At 71.3% G+C, this 17071-nt stretch carries 15 protein-coding genes; 5 read left to right on the forward strand and 10 right to left on the reverse strand.

Features of this window, described 5'->3' with window-relative positions:
* Positions 1-241: 241 nt before the first annotated feature.
* The 3 genes from KIK06_RS07450 to KIK06_RS07460 form a co-directional block, all read right to left on the reverse strand.
* Positions 242-1237: an alcohol dehydrogenase gene (locus tag KIK06_RS07450; protein ID WP_268642547.1), complete on the reverse strand. Its 996-nt coding sequence runs from the start codon at positions 1235-1237 to the stop codon at positions 242-244.
* Between the two features lie 794 nt (positions 1238-2031).
* Positions 2032-2730 (reverse strand): metal-dependent transcriptional regulator, encoded by a 699-nt coding sequence (locus KIK06_RS07455; RefSeq protein ID WP_017597561.1) that lies wholly within the window; start codon positions 2728-2730, stop codon positions 2032-2034.
* Positions 2731-3068: 338 nt separating this feature from the next.
* Positions 3069-3992 (reverse strand): NAD(P)/FAD-dependent oxidoreductase, encoded by a 924-nt coding sequence (locus KIK06_RS07460; RefSeq protein ID WP_268642548.1) that lies wholly within the window; start codon positions 3990-3992, stop codon positions 3069-3071.
* A 95-nt stretch (positions 3993-4087) separates the two neighbouring features.
* Between KIK06_RS07460 and KIK06_RS07465 the strand changes: the two genes are divergently transcribed.
* Positions 4088-4786, forward strand: a complete 699-nt coding sequence (locus tag KIK06_RS07465; protein ID WP_268642549.1) for a class I SAM-dependent methyltransferase — start codon at positions 4088-4090, stop codon at positions 4784-4786.
* A 38-nt stretch (positions 4787-4824) separates the two neighbouring features.
* Positions 4825-5448 carry a TetR/AcrR family transcriptional regulator gene (locus KIK06_RS07470; protein ID WP_268642550.1) on the forward strand — a complete coding sequence of 208 codons (624 nt, stop codon included), beginning with the start codon at positions 4825-4827 and terminating at the stop codon, positions 5446-5448.
* A gap of 135 nt (positions 5449-5583) precedes the next feature.
* Here KIK06_RS07470 and KIK06_RS07475 read toward each other — a convergent pair whose 3' ends face one another.
* Positions 5584-7005, reverse strand: coding sequence for a selenium-binding protein SBP56-related protein (locus KIK06_RS07475; protein WP_268642551.1), 1422 nt, complete (start codon positions 7003-7005; stop codon positions 5584-5586).
* 528 nt (positions 7006-7533) lie between these two features.
* Between KIK06_RS07475 and KIK06_RS07480 the strand changes: the two genes are divergently transcribed.
* Positions 7534-8805 carry an aminotransferase class I/II-fold pyridoxal phosphate-dependent enzyme gene (locus tag KIK06_RS07480; RefSeq protein WP_268642552.1) on the forward strand — a complete coding sequence of 424 codons (1272 nt, stop codon included), beginning with the start codon at positions 7534-7536 and terminating at the stop codon, positions 8803-8805.
* A 61-nt stretch (positions 8806-8866) separates the two neighbouring features.
* Here KIK06_RS07480 and KIK06_RS07485 read toward each other — a convergent pair whose 3' ends face one another.
* The 4 genes from KIK06_RS07485 to KIK06_RS07500 all read right to left on the reverse strand — a co-directional run bounded on the left by KIK06_RS07485 (position 8867) and on the right by KIK06_RS07500 (position 12461).
* The gene (locus KIK06_RS07485) at positions 8867-9388 is read right to left on the reverse strand and encodes an ATP-binding protein (RefSeq protein ID WP_268642553.1); all 522 of its coding nucleotides are present in this window, start codon (positions 9386-9388) and stop codon (positions 8867-8869) included.
* Between the two features lie 257 nt (positions 9389-9645).
* Complete coding sequence (locus KIK06_RS07490; RefSeq protein ID WP_268642554.1) at positions 9646-10023, reverse strand: nuclear transport factor 2 family protein; 378 nt, start codon at positions 10021-10023, stop codon at positions 9646-9648.
* Positions 10024-10252: 229 nt separating this feature from the next.
* Entirely contained in the window at positions 10253-11893 is a 1641-nt protein-coding gene (locus KIK06_RS07495) for a transposase (RefSeq protein WP_268642555.1), read from the reverse strand.
* Entirely contained in the window at positions 11886-12461 is a 576-nt protein-coding gene (locus KIK06_RS07500; RefSeq protein ID WP_268642556.1) for an IS607 family transposase, read from the reverse strand. The genes KIK06_RS07495 and KIK06_RS07500 overlap by 8 nt, the downstream gene beginning before the upstream one ends.
* A gap of 96 nt (positions 12462-12557) precedes the next feature.
* Here KIK06_RS07500 and KIK06_RS07505 point away from each other — a divergent pair, with 96 nt between their 5' ends.
* Complete coding sequence (locus tag KIK06_RS07505; protein WP_268642557.1) at positions 12558-14357, forward strand: bifunctional metallophosphatase/5'-nucleotidase; 1800 nt, start codon at positions 12558-12560, stop codon at positions 14355-14357.
* On the opposite strand, the gene KIK06_RS07510 is transcribed toward KIK06_RS07505, so the two are convergent.
* Entirely contained in the window at positions 14314-14952 is a 639-nt protein-coding gene (locus KIK06_RS07510) for a DUF4291 domain-containing protein (protein WP_268642558.1), read from the reverse strand. The two genes, KIK06_RS07505 and KIK06_RS07510, sit on opposite strands and share 44 nt — an antisense overlap.
* An 85-nt stretch (positions 14953-15037) precedes the next feature.
* Positions 15038-15847: a helix-turn-helix transcriptional regulator gene (locus KIK06_RS07515; protein ID WP_268642559.1), complete on the reverse strand. Its 810-nt coding sequence runs from the start codon at positions 15845-15847 to the stop codon at positions 15038-15040.
* A 205-nt stretch (positions 15848-16052) separates the two neighbouring features.
* Between KIK06_RS07515 and KIK06_RS07520 the strand changes: the two genes are divergently transcribed.
* Positions 16053-17069: an aldo/keto reductase gene (locus KIK06_RS07520; protein WP_268642560.1), complete on the forward strand. Its 1017-nt coding sequence runs from the start codon at positions 16053-16055 to the stop codon at positions 17067-17069.
* The last annotated feature ends 2 nt before the right edge of the window (positions 17070-17071 follow it).

Genomic DNA, 17071 nt, shown 5'->3' on the forward strand with positions numbered 1-17071 from the left:
CCTCGATCTCGCCTCGGAACGAGCCCGGTGTCCCCAGGCCGATATCGGATCACGATATCCACTCTCGGGGGCACGTCCCGTTCGAGAGGGACGGAGAGGGCGGACGCGGCGGGGATCTGGTGCGGGCGCTTCACCCGTACCGTGCTGCTCCACCGCCTCGACCAGGCGATCCCGCCCGTCCCGCGCGCCTGACCGGAGCGGATGACAAGAGGCCCGGCCGAGCCCCGGTCCAGGGTGTGGACTACATGGTGAGGACGCCGCGGTACCGGGCCTTGCCCATGGACTGGTAGGCGGTCTCGGCCTCCTCCAGCGCGTAGGTCTGGACGATCGGCCGCACCCCGGTCAGGGCGGCGAAGGCCATCGCGTCCTCACTGTCCTTGGCGTGGCCGCTGTACCAGCCACCGACCGACCGGCGTCCGAACACCAGCGGGTCCGGCCCGACCGGAACCGGCGTGTGATCGGAGGCCACGATCACCAGGCGGCCGTTGGGTGCCAGCCCCTGGACCAGGTCGCCCTGCGCCTGGCTGTCGCCGACGGTGGAGAGCACGAAGGCCGCGCCGCCCAGTCGGGCGAGCGCCTCACCGACGCTGCCCTTCGTGCTGTCGACGTACTCGTGGGCGCCCAGTTCGCGGGCGGTGGCCTCCTTCTCCGTTCCGCGGTTGACCGCCACGACACGGAACCCCATCTTGTTGGCGTACTGGATACCCAGGTGGCCCAGACCGCCGACGCCCTGGACCGCGACCGTGTCGCCGGGGCGGGCGCCGCCGTGGCGCAGGGAGTTGAAGGTGGTGATCCCGGCGCACATCAAAGGCGCGGCCTCCTCCAGGGTGAGCGCGTCGGGCACCCGGGCCAGCACGTGCTGGGACACCACGGTGTACTCGGCGTACCCGCCGTCGGCGTGCAGCCCGATGATCGTGCGGTCGGCGCAGTTGACGAAGTCGCCCGCGCGGCAGGCGTCGCAGGTGAAGCAGTGTCCGCCGTGCCAGCCCACGCCGACCCGGTCGCCCGCCTTCCAGGCGCTGACTCCCTCGCCGACGGTGTCGACGACCCCGGCGATCTCGTGTCCGGGGACCCGGGGCAGCCGGACCCCGAGCATTCCGGCGCGGGCGAGGGTGTCCCCGCCGCAGACCCCGCAGGCGTGCACGCGCACGCGGACCTGACCCGGTCCGGGCCGCGGCGTGGGGATATCGGTGACGGTGAAGGGCTGTCCTGCCCCGACGGCCTGTACGGCTCTCATGGTGTTCTTCCCTGTCCTGGGTGAGTGGTGGTGTGGCTGTGCGGGCTCCAGGGCGGCCGGGGACGGCCCACCCTCGGTGTTTCCACTGATAACAACATACCGATTTCATTGATATGGTCAAGCTGATACTCGAAAATAGTTATCAGTGATACCAGTCACGTGTTCGGACGCCAGGGGGCATCCGTCTCCTTCCGGAGCCCTCCGGCGACGAGAGGCGCCAGCACACGGTGTTCCGACCTGGGGCGCACCCCTCCGCGAAGGGGCTGGTGACAGGGATGTCCGGCCCGCGGTGGCGGTCGTTCGGCGGTGAGCCGGTGCCGGAGATCGGCTGGCGGGTTCTCAGGACCTGTCCGGCCCGGGCCGAGGGCGCGGGTGTCCCGTCCGTCGAAGTTTGGTCCTGTTCACCGCGGTGGACCGGCGGGGCCCGGCGGCCGGTCGGGCGGGTGCGCACCGACCACACCACGGTCCCGGCCGCTCAGGTGGGCGCGTAGACGGAGGTCCGGGTGGTGGAGAGAGCGTGAACCGGCCCCGCGCCCTGGTGGGCGCGGGGCCGGTCGGCGCGATCAGCCCGTCGGCCGTCGGTACCAGGACGCGCGACGGTACACGCCGAGGCGTCGGATTCGATGTCCGGCGGTGGCGGTGGTGCGGTGGCGAAGTCGCCGATGTACGGGAACGAGGGGGCGCGGCGGGTCGAGCGCGCTACGCCCCGCCACGCGGCTCACCGATGCCACGAACGGGCCCTCTCCCCCGCCTCGGGGCCGACCTTCGGCGCAGGCGGCGGCCGTCCCCCTCCGTCACTTGGCGTCCGGGGAGATCCACAGCGCCTCGGCGGCCACCAGGCCCAGGGCCTGCGACCGCTCGGGCACCTCCTCGCCGGGGCGCACGGTGATCTGGATCGACCCGGCGAAGGGCTGGCGCTCGACGACCTCCACGGTCATGCCGATGCCGATGTCGATGTCGGCCAGGTAACGCAGCAGGTCGGGGTCGTTGTCGTTGACCCGGACGATCGCCCCGCGGGTGCCCTCCTCGGCGTCGGACAGCAGCACCGACTCGCGTTCGACGATGTCCCCGTCCCTGGTCGGGATCGGGTCGCCGTGCGGATCCACGACCGGGTCGCCCAGGTGGGCGGCGATGCGGTCGACGAACTTGTCCGACACCACGTGTTCGAGGATCTCGGCCTCGTCGTGCACCTCGTCCCACGAGTATCCGAGCTCGGCCACGAGGTAGGTCTCCAGCAGCCGGTGCCGCCGCAGCACCGACAGCGCGGCCTTGGTTCCGGCCTCGGTGAGGCTGACCGCCCCGTACCGCTGGTGCTCGACGAAGCCGAGCTCGTTGAGCTTGCGCAGCATTCCGGACACCGACGAGTTGGACACCGACAGCCGCTCGGCCATCCCAGAGATCGTCACCGGTCCGGTGCCGCGCTCCTGGAGGTCGTAGATGACCTTCACGTAGTCCTCGGCCGACGTGGACGGCCTGGTCGGTGTGTTACCCATGTTCGTAACCGTATCGCGGTCCGTGGTCGGGCGCCCATGTCGACGCGTGTGCCTGTGGACCACCTCAGCGATCGTCCGCGGCCGCGGCGATCCCGCCCCGGAGTTCTTGACTTCCCCCGGCCCTGAGGGAACCGGGATTCCGACCGGGCCGGGAGGCCCGGTGATGCCGCGTGCCTCGCGGCGCGCGACTCCTTCACATCGGGGATGCGGCGGGAGGGGAGTCCGGGTCGCGTCCACCGCTCGTTCGCGCGAAGGCGGAAGATGTGGGCGGTGGCCGGGTGGTGTAGGCGGTGAATTCTCGTTCGGGCACGGAGGGCTCCGGTGGGGCGTCGGGGCCGTCAGGCCAGGCGGGCGAAGTGGATGGCGTCGGCGGCCGCGGCGCCTGCGGTGACGGCGGGGACGACCCCCTGTTCCCAGGTCCGGCCGGTCAGGTCGCCTGCGGCGTAGAGGCCGGGGACGCTGGTCTGGCGGCCTTCGTCCACGGTGACGTAGCCGTCGTCCAGGGCGAGGCCGTACTCCCTGGCCAGGTGTTCGACGAGGGGAACCTGCCGCTGGGGTCGCGGCCACAGCAGGGTCTGGCGTTCCAGGAGGGTGCCGTCGGCCAGTTCCACGGCGTGCAGGTCGCCGTCGGTGTGGTGCAGACGGGTGATCTCGCCCTGGACGAGGTCGCTGCCCCGCTCGCGCAGGCTCCGGCGCAGTTCGTCGGCGCCGGGCAGTGAGGGCGGGGCGATGGCGACGGCGTCACCGGTCCAGGCGCGGAAGGCGGTGGCGGCCATGCCGAGGTAGAGGGGTTCGTCGGAGACCAGGGCCCAGGTGCGGTCGGCGTTCTCCTCGCCTACGCAGAACGGGCAGTGGATCACCGTGCGACCCCAGCACGCGGCGAAGCCCTCCACTCCGTCGGGGTGCTGGTCGATGACGCCGGTGGCCAGGATGACGTTCCGGGCCCAGACGGTGGTCCCGTCGTCCACGCCCACGGTGAAGCCGTCGCCGCTCAGCGGGGTGATCTCGCGGACCGTGGCGTCGAGCCGCTGGGCCAGTCCGTAGCGTCCCAGCTCCTCCCAGGCGCGGGTGCGCAGTTCGTCGGGGGTGGCGCCTTCCAGGCCGATCAGGCCGTGCACGCCGCGGGAGGCGGCGTTGCGGGGTGGGGAGGGCGCCTCGATGACCAGGGTGCGGTGGCGGTACCGGGTCAGCGTCTGTGCGGCGGTCAGGCCGGCGGGCCCGCCGCCGATGATCACGGTGTCGTACTGGGCGGTGTCGTCCACGGGATGCCTCCGGAGGGCTTGACGAAATCGAATGACCATCGGTCATACTACTGACCAACGGTCATTCGGCCGATCCCATTCCCTCTGGAGGAACTGTGACCCACAACACCGGCCACGCTTGCGGCGCGCACGACAGCGGCCATACCCATGGACCCGGGGCGGCCCCGTACCCGGACTTCGAGTGGGACGACCTCTACTCCGGCGACGGCAGCGACACCGCCGACCCCGACCCGGTGCTCCTCGCCCCCGCCGGCGACCTTCCCCCGGGCAGGGCCCTGGACCTGGGCTGCGGTGCCGGGGGCAACGCCCTCGCGCTCGCCGAACGCGGCTGGCGCGTCACCGCGGTGGACCTGGCGCCCCGCGCCATCGCCTCCACCCGGGCCAGCGCGTGCGCCCGAGGACTGGACCACCGGGTCGAACTCGCCGTCGCCGACAGCGCGACCTGGACGCCGGAGGAGGTCTACGGCTTCGCCGTGAGCTCCTACGCACTGCCGCCCCGCGGACCCGACCGCGCCGCCACACTCGCCTGCCTGGCCAACGCCCTCGCCCCCGGCGGGACCCTCGCCCTGGGCGAGTGGGACGAGGAGGCCTGTGACTGGGGCCGGCCAGGGGACCTGGCCACCCTCGACGAGCTGACCGACGCCTTCACCGGCCTCGGCCTGGAGATCCTGCGGGCCGCACGCACGCCGGTGCCCGTACACCAGCACCCCGGCCACGAGCAGGAGCCCGGTCAGGACCACGCGGTCATCGTCATCGCCCGCAAGCCGCATGGCACCCTGGAGGCCACCGGCTGACCGACCGCCGGTCAGCCACACGAGACGAAGGAGGGACCGTGCCCGAGGACACGCCCGCCCGACCCGCCGGCCGCTTCCAGCCCCCGGACGTCCGCCGACGCCAGATCCTCGAGGCCACGGCCGACCTCCTGCTGGAAGACGGCCACGAGGCGCTGACCGTCAGCAGGGTCGCCGCCCGCGCCGGGGTCGCCAAGGGCACGGTCTACCTCTACTTCGACTCCAAACAGGAACTCCTGGCCGCACTCCAGGCCCAGATGTGGGACCGCATGCTCCAGGGGCCCACCGCTCTCCTCCAGCAGCCCGGCCTGACCTGGACCGAGCGGCTCGACGGCCTGGTCGCCGCGTGGATCGCCGCCGAGCGGGACCACCACGAGCTCTACCACCGGCTCTTCCACGAAGGCGGCGCCACCACCGGTGAGGAACCCATGACCGACGCCCGCGACCTACTCGTCACCCTGCTCACGCAAGGCCACGCGGCGGGTGAGTTCGACGTCCCCGACCCCGAACTCACCGCCGACTTCCTTACCCACGCCTACAGCGGCCCCTGCCACCACACCCCGACCGACACCGACGTCACCCCCGCGGTCCAGACCCTCTTCCGCCGCGTCGTCGCCGCCCGCTCGACGCCGGACTCACCGCGCCGTAGGCCGGATCGCCGGTGAGCCCGTCCGGACGAGGGGCCGCACCCCGGTGCGAGGTCCACCCGCGCCGGAGCCGGCGCGTCGGGCGGCGCGCTCCCAGCGGCGGTGGCGCGCCCCCGGCGTTCCCGAACCCATCGGGGGAGCCGGACGGCCCCGTCAGCGGTAGCAGTAGGAGTCCGAGGAGGCGTCCCCGCCGGCCAGGCGTGTCTGGTGGACGCGCAGTCCCCCGAAGTCCCGGCCGTGCGGGAAGAAGCGCTGATCGACCCGGAGCCCGCCCCCGTCGGTGTCCGCGTCGAGTTTGACCAGCCAGGGTTCGATGCCGCCGGGGTAGAACTGGTCGTCCCAGGAGCCGTAGAGGGAGTTCGTCAGATAGACGCGCCTCCCGTCCCGGCTGACCTCCACCATTTGGGCGCCTCCCGTCAGCGGGGTCTCCGGTGCCGACGGGTGCGGGCCGCCGTCGACGATCCCGCCCAGCCGGACCGAGGCGGTGCGTCGGGGCTCGAAGGGATCCGTGACGTCGTACTGGATCAACTCCCCCGTCCCCCACGCCGACACGTACAACCACCGGTCGTCGACCGACAGGTCGATGTCGGTGACCAACGGAGGAACCGCGCCGAACGGCCGCAGCGCCGGGGGAAGGCGCTCAGGATCAGTCGGCACGGCGGGAACCGTGACCACCTTTCGGACGGAGAAGGCGTCACCGTCGCGGTACCACAGCCACACGGAGGCCGACAGGTCCACGACGCTCACGACGACCGAGGCGAAGCCCCAGTCCGCCTCCGGATCGTGGGCGGGACGCAGCTCCAGCACCATCTGGTGCTCGTCTCCCAGATCCACGCGCTGCCGGTGCACGCCGGAGGCCAGGTCCCAGAAGTGCAGTGCGTGGCCGTACTCACGTCCGAGCAGGAGTTCCGGGTCGAGACCGTCCTCGACCATCGAGGGGGTGCCCCACTCGCTGGTCACCGCGATCCCGTGGCGCAGGTGCCACCAGACGTCGTACGCCAGTCGCTGCGGTCCCCGCCGCGTCTCCCAGGCGCGCAGCACCTCGAAGGTGGTGTGGTCGAGCAGAGCCACCCCTCCGGGGCCGTCGTTTCCGTCCGCGCCCCCCAGACAGGACAGGAAGACCCCGTCCGGTCCGCAGTGGAGGGTGTGCGGGCGGGAGTAGCCGGCCCTCTCGGCGAGTTCGGCCGCTTCCACGACCCTGACCAGGCGGGGGCGGGTGGGATCGGGGCGGGTGTCGAGGACGTGCAGTCGCGAGGAGCGCAGCCCGGGGATCAACAGGTACCGGCGCTCGGCGTGGTGGTGTCCCTCGTGCGCCAGCGCGCTGGAGCAGGCGTTCCATCCGAAATGGTGCAGCTCGTCACCGAGGTTGGGCATCTCCGTGACGCCGAGCACCCGACCGTAGGACGTCGACTCCGGGTCGGTGCACACCGTGAACAGCGCGTCGGGACGGTGCGCGGCGCGGTCGAACCCGACGACGTAGGCGAGCTCCTCAGGAGGCGCCGCGATGGCGTCCGCCGGAGAACGGTAGATCGTCGGATCGACGGGATGATTCTCTGTGTGCGTTGGAGAGGCCATGGGAACCCTCCCCTGCCTCGTCGGTTCGGCAACGGCACGGCGCGTCTCGAGCCTCACCGGCTCTTCCACCATTGTCCGGCGTTTCCACCGTGTGGGGCAACCGTTCCGGGGCGGCCCATGAGCCTCCGCCTCGATACGCTGTTCCACCGCCTGACAGCTCAGCCGGTACCCCCGAAGCCTGTGGAGAGGGCGTCCTGGTGCGTCGTCCGTTCGTCCGGGTCCAGGGTGGTCGCGATGAGGCGACGAAGCTGGAGGATACGGGTCTGTAGGGTGGTGGTTGCACTGCGCGGCGGGTCGTCCCCCCAGTCCTCCTCCACCAGGGTGTCGACGGGGACCGTCCGACACGCGCGCAGGGCGAGAATCCGCCGGGGAACGCGCCCCGGCGTTCCCCGTCCGACCCCGACCCCCGTTGGCCTCCGTGGAGAGTTCGGCCCCGTTTCACGTGCGCGGCGAGGAGTGTGCCAGGGTTTTGGGGGAGACGGGCCACGACAGGCTCGCGATCGTGTGAAGAACACCGGAGGAACCACCATGACCACCGAGCTGAGCGCCGACGCCCTGACCGGGTCCCTCGACCTGGCGCGGCGGGACTACAAGGAGCTGGCGGGCCGGGGCCTCAAGCTCGACCTGACCCGCGGCAAGCCGGCGCCCGAGCAGCTCGACCTCTCCGAGGACCTGCTCAGTCTGCCGGGGGACCTGCACACCGCCGCCGACGGCACCGACGTGCGCAACTACGGCGGCCTTCGAGGCCTGCCCGAGCTCCGCGAGATCTTCGCCGACGTGCTGCAGGTACCGGCCGGGCAGCTCCTGGCCGCCGGTAACTCCAGCCTGGAGCTGATGCACGACTGCCTGGTCCACGCTCTGCTGAGTGTGCTTCCGGGAGCCGACGCGCGCTGGGCCGACCAGGAGCGGATCGTGTTCCTGTGCCCGGTGCCCGGCTACGACCGGCACTTCGCGCTCTGCGAGCGGTTCGGCATCGAGATGGTCGCGGTCCCGATGAACGAGTCGGGCCCGGACATGGACGTCGTGGAGCGCCTGGTGGCCGAGGACCCGGCGGTCAAGGGCATCTGGTGCGTGCCGAAGTACAGCAACCCCGACGGGGTCGTCTACGGCGACGAGACCGTGGCGCGCCTGGCCCGCATGGAGACCGCGGCCCCGGACTTCCGCATCTTCTGGGACAACGCCTACGCCGCCCACCACCTCACCGAGGAGTCCGTCGAGATCGCCGACCTCCTGGCCGCGTGCGCCGAGAGCGGGAACCCCGACCGGGCGTTCGTGTTCGGTTCCACCTCCAAGATCACCTTCGCGGGCGCGGGAGTCGGCTTCTTCGGTTCCTCCGCGGCCAACGTGGACTGGCTGACCGCCAACAACTCCAAGCGCTCCATCGGCCCGGACAAGGTCAACCAGCTGCGCCACGTCCGCTTCCTGCGGGACGCGGACGGACTGCGGGCGCACATGGAGCGGCAGCGGGACCTGCTCAAGCCGAAGTTCGCCGCCGTCCAGCGGATCCTGGAGGAGGAGCTCGGCGGCACCGGTCTGGCCACGTGGACCGACCCCCGGGGCGGATACTTCGTCACGTTGGAGGTTCCGGAGGGCTGCGCCAAGGAGGTGGTGCGCCGCGCGTCCGAGGCGGGAATCGTGCTGACCCCGGCCGGTGCGACCCACCCCTACGGCGACGACCCGCGCGACGCGACGATCCGTATCGCGCCCAGCTTCCCGACCCTGGCCGAGCTGGAGCAGGCGATGCTCGGACTGACCGTGTGCGTGCGCCTGGTCGGTTACGAGAAGGCGGTCACGGCCTGACCGGTCGGACCGTCAAACGTATGCCGGTCCCGCGGCGATCCGTCGTCGCGGCGCGGTGCCGCTAGGGCGCGACCGTCGCGATCTCGACCCAGGCGTGGGTTCCGTGGACGGGGTGCGGGGCCAGGCCCCACCGGGCGGCCAGGTGGTCGACGATGAGGAGTCCACGGCCGGATTCGGCCTCGTCGTCGACGCGGCCGTCCGCGGAGCGCGGGGCGATGCGACCGTGGTCGTGGACGTCCAGGCGCAGGGCGGGGTCCGCCCCGCCCTGCGCCCAGGTCAGGTCCAGGTGGACGGGCGGGTGGCCGTGTTCGACGGCGTTGGTGACCAGTTCGCTGACGATGAGGGTCGCCGTGTCGGCCAGGTCGGTGCGGTCCAGACGGCGCAGGAAGTGCTCGACCAGGCGTCGGGCACTGGACGCACTGGCCAGGACACCGGGAAGGCGGTGGGACTCACGGACCGCGGTAAGCACGCCGCGCCCGGCACCGATGCCGGGAGCGAGGTCTGAAGTCTCGTCCGGGACCCGCACGACGGGTTCGTCGACTGCGGTGCCGGGGCCCGCGGTGGCCTTGGTGGTGGAGAACATCGCGCCGTTCCTTGGGGCGAATACCGGTGTCGCTTACCACAGACGGTGTGTGCCTTGCATCACTCCGGACAGTGGCGCCGGTCTCATTCGGTGGGATGCTCTGAGCATGACCTCACCAGTGTCGCGAGTAAACCTTGTGACCATTGTGGACACTATTGTTCATAAAGTTCACGGTGTTTCACCGGAGAACCCCGTGTCGGTCACATAGTGAACGTGTGGGTCGAGGGCAGAAGGCAGTGGAACACGCGAATCCCCTTTCAGGACTGTTCCGTACCCTCCGGGGCCGGTGTGCCCTGATGGTGGTAGATCCGCCAAGCCCCGTCGTCGCCCCTGAGCCACAGCGAACTGCGCCGGGCCCGAGCCCCCGCGACCTCGGTCGTGTACGTCAGATGTACAACCCCCGGCGCAAGTACCGTTCCCCTCATACCGCTCACCCGGACGGACACCGTATCCGGGGCACCGGCCATCGTCGGCAGTTCCGCCAGCATCGACGTCCGGTCCCACCACCGCCCCGACTTCCCGGCCTCGGTGAAGTCGGGGCGCAGCAGTTCGGCGGCCAGCGCACGCGAGGCCCGAACCTTGGGGTCGAGCAGCCGCATCTCCGCCGCGACGACCTGGCCGACGGTCGTGTCCACCGTGCCCTCCACCGGTTTGCGCGCCCTTCGGGGAGACCAGCGTGGCCCGGGTCCGTGTCGCCGTCCAACCGGATTCTCCGAGCGCTGGGTGGAGCTCCGGCCCCGGGGCGACCGCCGCCGATCTGCGGTGTCGGCACCTCGCGGGTGTGGAACGTGCACCGTTCGTTCACACGCGCCCACTTCCGTCACACCACCGGGATCCCTAACCTGGGTGACTTCGTGACCGTGCCTAAAGACTGAGTGGGAGTGAGCCCTGTTGCCAGAACCCACACTCAGCCGGGCGCCCCGAACGGTCTTGGGCGTCCTGGTTCACCGCATTCGGCCCGCGTCCAGTACCAGTGGATCGTGTCCGTGGTCCGACTACGCGGGGGCGGTGTTCCTCGCGCCTTCGAGTGCCGGTTCTGGCCTGGACGGTCCGATGCCCGCGCCCATCGCTCTGGTGGGTACGGGGCGGTTCCGTCCGTCGCCTGATCCGGTGCCCGAGGGCGCGTCGTCCGATCGCCACACTCGCGGCCTGGTGGCGGCTCACGAGACGCTTGGACCTGGACAGGGGCTTTTGCCAGTGCTGGGTGCCCCACCTACTGGTGTAGGCGGGATCGACCGCGATCACGCCGATACCGGTCTCGGCGCACATGCTCAGCAGGCGTGCGCGGAGCCTGCCGGCGGGAATGCTGGAAATGAGTTGCCGGAACCGTTTACGGCGGCCGTGCCTCTCACGGGTTTTCGAGTTGGTGAAGTCGAGATCCTCGATCGCGATGGCCCGCACACCATACGCCTTGACCCAATGCAGCAGACGGGTAAGCGCGTGCCTGAGCTGTGCGTCACGACGGGTGGCAGTGCCAGACATGTCGTAGTCGAACCGGCGCGGTGCCCCCACAGGGTTGCCGTGGGTGTCCAGCCGCCAGGCGGCCAGGTGGTCGGCGTTGGTGTCCACGCCGACCACACCCCCGGACCGCAGCGTGTCCATCGGTACGACGGGCAGGCCCTTGCGAGTCCAGGACGCATCGAGGTACCAGCGCCCCCGCCGCGCGTCACGGTGGATGCGGTAGGCCACGGCACGGTTGGCTTCGATGCGGTCGAGCCACTCATCACCCCGATGCGGGAACGCCACCTTCGCGGTCAAGACGTACCGGCCGTGCCCGGCGTTGGCCAGATATGCGAGCGGGGCCGGGAGCCTGATGCTGATCCGACCGTCCGGGGTAACGCGGATCGTCTCGTTGCCGTACCGTTTGCCGGATTCGCCGTCGGCGGTCAGGAAGTGGCGGGCAGCCTCCCACTCGGCGCGCCACTGGACCTCGGTCCTGTCGGCGGCGACGAGGTTGTGCCGCTGTGTGAGCAGCCGTCTTGTGCCCCGCACCACCGACACGCGCCCAGATTCGTGGTCGGCGCGCACCTGCTCGTAGCGGTTTTCGAGGATCGCCAGCCGACGGGTTTTGTGGAACCACTCGTGCTTGCTGCGGTAGCCACCGGGTTTGCCCCGGCTGCCCTTCTCCCCGACGGGCAGGGACAGCCGATGCCGGATTGTGCGGATGCCGGCGTCCAACGACTGGAGGTGCTGGTGCTGGGCGCGGCGGGACAACCCCCACTGGTCGTGTGTGGCCTTGGTGACCGCCCCGGCCCACCGCGCGGTGGAGTCGGCCGTCAGCTCCCTCTTGCGCTCGGCCCACGTGTCGGTGGAGTGCTCCCGCCCGTGGACGCACCTGCGGGCCAGATCACGGGAGGCCAACCGGCCCATGTGCTCGCCCACGGCCCGCAGCACCTTCTCATCTTGCGGGGTGAGGTCCTTGAGGCGGTCACGGATCGACACCCCGGACGGGCCGTTGGCGACGAACGGGCGTGCGATCTGCCGCATCTGTGTCTTCTCAGCCATGCTCGGCGGCTTCCAAGGCCTTGCGGGCACGGTTCCTCGCCGACCGGCGCCCGTACAGGCGGGCGCAGAACGACGTCAGCACCTCGACCATGTCGTGTACCAGGTCGTCTTCGACCTCGCCGTCATCGAGGACGACGAGGCGGCGGCCGGTCGCGGACAGGGCGGCTTCGACGAGTTCGACGTTCATCTGGCCGAGCCGGTCTTTGTGCTCCACCGCCACGGTGGTCACGGTGGGGTCGGCCAGAAGCCGCCTGGCCTTCGGTCGTGTTCCGTTCATGCCGGAGGCGATCTCGGATTCCACACGCACCACACGATGCCCGGCGGCCGCGGCCCACTCCGACAACCGTGCGACCTGGCGCTCCAGGTCGGCCTTCTGGTCGTGTGAGGAGACGCGGGCGTACAGACCCGTGCCACCGACCGTTTCAGGGGCGGTGTTCGCCTCCGAGTTCACCAGGATCGTGCGTGGGCCGACCCGCTTGGCCGGTACCGGTAGCGTCCCCTCACGGAACCAGCGGTACGCGGTCTGTGGATGGACGCCCTGCGCCCTCGCCCACTCCGTCAGATTCACACCATGATCATAGCGCTCACTTGAACGTTCTTACGCTCACTTCTGTGATCTTGAAGACCAGCAGTTGACAACCCCCACACCCCGGAGGTGGCCCCCATGGCCGAGGACTCCCCGCTGTCCCGACGCGGCGCCATCGGCGCGCTGAGCGCCGCGAGCGCGCTGGCGGTGGCCGGATGGCCCGACACCGCCGCCGCGTCCTCCGCCAGGGACGCCCTGATCACCGTGATGGGCACATCCGACCTGCACGGGTACTGCCTCAACTGGGACTACTTCCGCGACGCGGAGTACGCCGACTCCGCCGGAGACCACATCGGCATCGCCAAGGCGTCCAGCCTCATCGAGCAGATCCGCGCCGAGCGCGGCCGCGGCAACACCCTGCTGTTCGACTCCGGCGACACCATCCAGGGCTCCTCCCTGGTCACCTACTACAACACCGTCGAACCGTTCACCGAGACCGGCCAGATCCACCCGATGGCGCGCGCGATGAACGCCGTCGGATACGACGCGGTGGCCCTGGGCAACCACGAGTTCAACTACGGCGTCGACCACCTGGCCGCCTGGATCGAGCAGATGGACGCCCCGGTGCTGGGCGCCAACGCCGTCCACCACGGCACCGACGACCCGGCCTACCGCCCCTACGTCCTCAAGCGCATGCACGTGCAGACCACGAACAAGCCGGGCACGCAGCCGCTGACGGTCGGTGTGCTCGGGCTGACCAACCCCGGCTCCATCCTGTGGGACAAGCGCCACGTCGAGGGCAAGCTGGAGTTCCGCGACCTGGTGGAGACCGCCGCCCACTGGGTGCCGGTCATGCGGGCACGGGGCGCCGACGTCGTCATCGTCAGCGCCCACTCCGGGGACAGCGGCACCTCCTCCTACGGGGACGGCCTCCCGGTGGAGAACGCCTCCGCGATGGTCGCCGAGCAGGTCCCCGGCATCGACGCGATCCTGTTCGGACACGCCCACCGCGACGTCCCCGAACGGTTCGTGACCAACCGGGTCACCGGCGAGCGGGTGCTCATGTCGATGCCGTCGTACTGGGGGCGCCGACTGTCGGTCATGGACCTGGCGCTGCGCCGCGAGCGGGGACGTTGGCGGGTGGTGTCCAAGAGCGCGGTGGCCCTCAACGCCAACACGGTCGAGGAGGACCCGCGGATCGTGGCGGCCGTGGAGGACCAGCACGCCACGGCGGTGTCCTACGTCAACCAGGTGATCGCCACGTCGGTGGAGGAGCTGAGCGCGGCCGAGGCGTGCTGGCGCGACACCGCGATCGTGGACTACATCCAGCACGTGCAGATCGAGACGGTCCGCGCGGCGCTGGAGGGCACCCCCGAGGGCGACCTGCCGGTCATCTCGATCGCGGCGCCGTTCAGCCGGTCGGCGGTCTTCCCCGCCGGGGACGTCAGCATTCGGGACATGGCCGGTTTGTACATCTACGACAACACGCTGCTGGCCAGCGAGCTGACCGGAGCCCAGGTGCGCGACTACCTGGAGCACTCGGCGCGCTACTTCGCGAGGGTCGCCCCGGATGCGGCGGTCGATCCGGAGGCCATCACCAACGCGGGCGGGACCCCGGACTACAACTTCGACCAGATCGCTGGCCTGGAGTACGAGATCGACATCTCCCGCCCGGAGGGCGAACGGATCACCTCGCTCACCCTGGACGGCCGGGAGGTGGCCGACGACCGGCGGTTCGTGATGGCGGTGAACAACTACCGGCAGTCCGGGGGCGGGAACTTCCCCCACATCGTGGACGCGCCGGTGGTCTACAACCGTCAGGCGGAGGTGCGCCAGGCGCTGATCGACTACGCCACCGCGAGCGGGACCATCGACCCGGCGGGGTTCCACACCGTCAACTGGCGTCTGGTGCGTGAGAGCGAGCCGGTGTTCGAGTGACGTCGGGGACCAGGTGGTCCAGCAGCCCTTCCGGCACCGGGTAGGGGCGCTCGTCGGGCAGTAGTCCGGCGGCCCCCTCCAGGTCGCCAGCGCGCACCAGGGCGTGGATCTCGTGTGTGAGGGGCGTGACGTCGGTGATACGCGAGATCCACTCGTCGGCGTAGCGGTGGGACGCCTGCCCGGACAGCCCCAACTGGAGGGAGCGGTGGTCGAGCGGGCGCAGGTGCAGGTCGCGCTCGGGGTCCCACTGCACCCGCGCGGGGCTCGTCCGGAGCCGCTCGCGCCAGGCGTCGCGGTCGGGGTGGACCCGGGGGTCGAAGTGCGACAGGCAGGCGTTGCGCAGCGCCCACTCGAACCCGGCGCGGGTGACCTCCACGGCCAGGACGGTCTCCTGGTCCTTCTTACGGCCCCACCCGCACCGATACGCCATCCAGAGGTACGACGGCTTGATCCAGCTCATCCGGTCGCGCTTCCACGCCGACGGGAAGCGGCCCTCCCGCGCGGCGGGCCCGCCGATGGCGGGTGCGTAGGCCTGGTACACGGTGACCGTCTCATCGGTGAACCGGGCGCGGATCTGGTGTCTGGGGAACTGCATGGCCGTCAGCCTGGCGTCTTCGCGACGCGGAGGGCAAACGGTTTTCGACGCGTCGCGGACCGTGGCCGGTCGGGATCCGCCGGCCTCACAGCAGGGCGAGCCGTGCCGAGGTCACCCCGTCGGCGGGCAACTGGACGACCAGCCTCTGTCCGTCGGTGTCCGGCAGGTCGAGGCTCTCGTAGGCCAGCGACAGCTCCCCCGCCTCGGGGTGCGCCCACCGTTCGACGCCCGTGCGGTGGGGAAGGGCGGCCGAACCCTCGAACCGGTCGCGGAACCGCGCTCCGGCGGTCCGGGCCAGCTCCTCGGCGAGCGACGCGGCGTGGCCGTCGCCCAGGGACGCGGCCGCCCTGAGGTCGGCGGCCCGCTCGTCGGCGACGGCGTCCCAGTCGGGGAAGGCGGCCGTGGCGCGGTCATCGGTGAACACGTACCGGGCGAGGTTGGGCACTGCCGGTTCCAGCAGCCCCGGCGGGCCGGCCAGCCGGGCGAACCCCGCCGTGAACGCGAGCACGTCACCCAGGCTGTTGACCACCAGCGCCGGTCCCGGTTCGAGCCGGTCCAGGACGGCGCGCACCGTGGGACGCACCGCGCGCGGCGGTGGCCCGCCCGGGCACACGCCGCCGGTACCGGCCTTGGCGAGCCGGTGCATGTGGACCCGTTCGTCACCGGACAGACCCAGCGCGTCGGAGAGCGCCTCGACGACCTCCGGAGAGGGACGGCGGTCGCGCCCCTGCTCCAGACGGGTGAGGTACTCGACGCTGACCCCGGAGAGCGTGGCCAGTTCGGCACGGCGGAGCCCGGGGGTACGGCGGCGGGGACCGGAGGGAATCCCCGCGTCGGCGGGGGTCACGGCCTCTCGGCGGGAGCGCAGGAAGGCGCCCAACCCGTTGTCTGGCATGGGTGGAGTCTAGAACGTGCCCGCCCCCGCGCCCCGACCGCTCCGCGCCGAGGGTGGCTCCGGGAGGGCCAGTCCCACGGCGGCCTCCCCGGGAACGGACCGCCCTGCCAGGGTCGAAGCCGTGACGACACGCGGCGAGAGCGCATGACCGCGCTCCCCCGCGCGGAGAGAGCCCCACCACGACGAGAGACGGAAGGCACCTTCCTTGCGCTACCGACTGCTGGGCCGGACCGGCCTGCGCGTGTCCGAACTGTTCTTCGGCGCCATGACCTTCTACCAGCGCGGCGGTCCCGAGACCGTGCGCGGATACGACGCGATCCTGCGCGCCTACGCCGACGCCGGGGGCAACGTCGTCGACACCGCCTCGGCCTACGGTGACAGCGAGGACATCCTCGGCGAGCTGCTCACCGGCCAGCGCGACCGCTTCGTGCTCGCCACCAAGTACACGCTCTCGCGGGACGCCGACGACCCCAACGCGGCGGGCAACCACCGCAAGAACCTCCGCCTGTCCCTCGAACGCAGCCTGCGCCGGCTGCGCACCGACCACGTCGACCTGTACTGGGTCCACCTGTGGGACCGGCACACCCCCGTCGAGGAGACCATGCGGGCACTGGACGACGCCGTTCGCGAGGGCAAGGTCCTGTACGTGGGGATCTCCGACGCCCCGGCCTGGCTGACCGCCCACGCCAACACCCTGGCGGAGTGGCGCGGATGGACCCCCTTCGCGGGCCTGCAGATCCCCTACCACCTGCTCAGACGCGACGCCGAACGGGAGCTGCTGCCGATGGCCGAGGCGTTCGGGATGACGGTGGCCGCTTGGGGGCCGCTGGCCGGAGGCGTCCTGTCGGGCAAGTTCACCGACCGGGAGGACGTCCCCGAGGGCGCCCGGGTCGACCCGGGCGCCCTCTCCCCGCGCGACCACGCGGTCGCCCGGGCGGTGCGCGAGGTCGCCGACGAGCTCGGGGCCGCGCCGGCGCAGGTGGCGCTCGCCTGGACGCGTGCGCGGTGGCGCTTCGTCCACCCGATCGTGGGGGCCAGCGGGGTCGACCAGCTCGCCGAGAACCTCGGGTCGGTCGACGTCGTCCTGCCCGAGGAGGCCCGTCTGCGGCTGGAGGCGGCCGCCGACTTCGAGGTGGGCTTCCCCGGGGACTTCATCGCCCGGTGTGAGGGCGACCCCTGGGCCTTCGGCGCGGCGGCGGCCAGGGTCGACGGACGCCGCTGAAC

It is taken from the genome of Nocardiopsis sp. EMB25 (assembly GCF_026797795.1).
Lineage (GTDB): Bacteria > Actinomycetota > Actinomycetes > Streptosporangiales > Streptosporangiaceae > Nocardiopsis > Nocardiopsis lucentensis.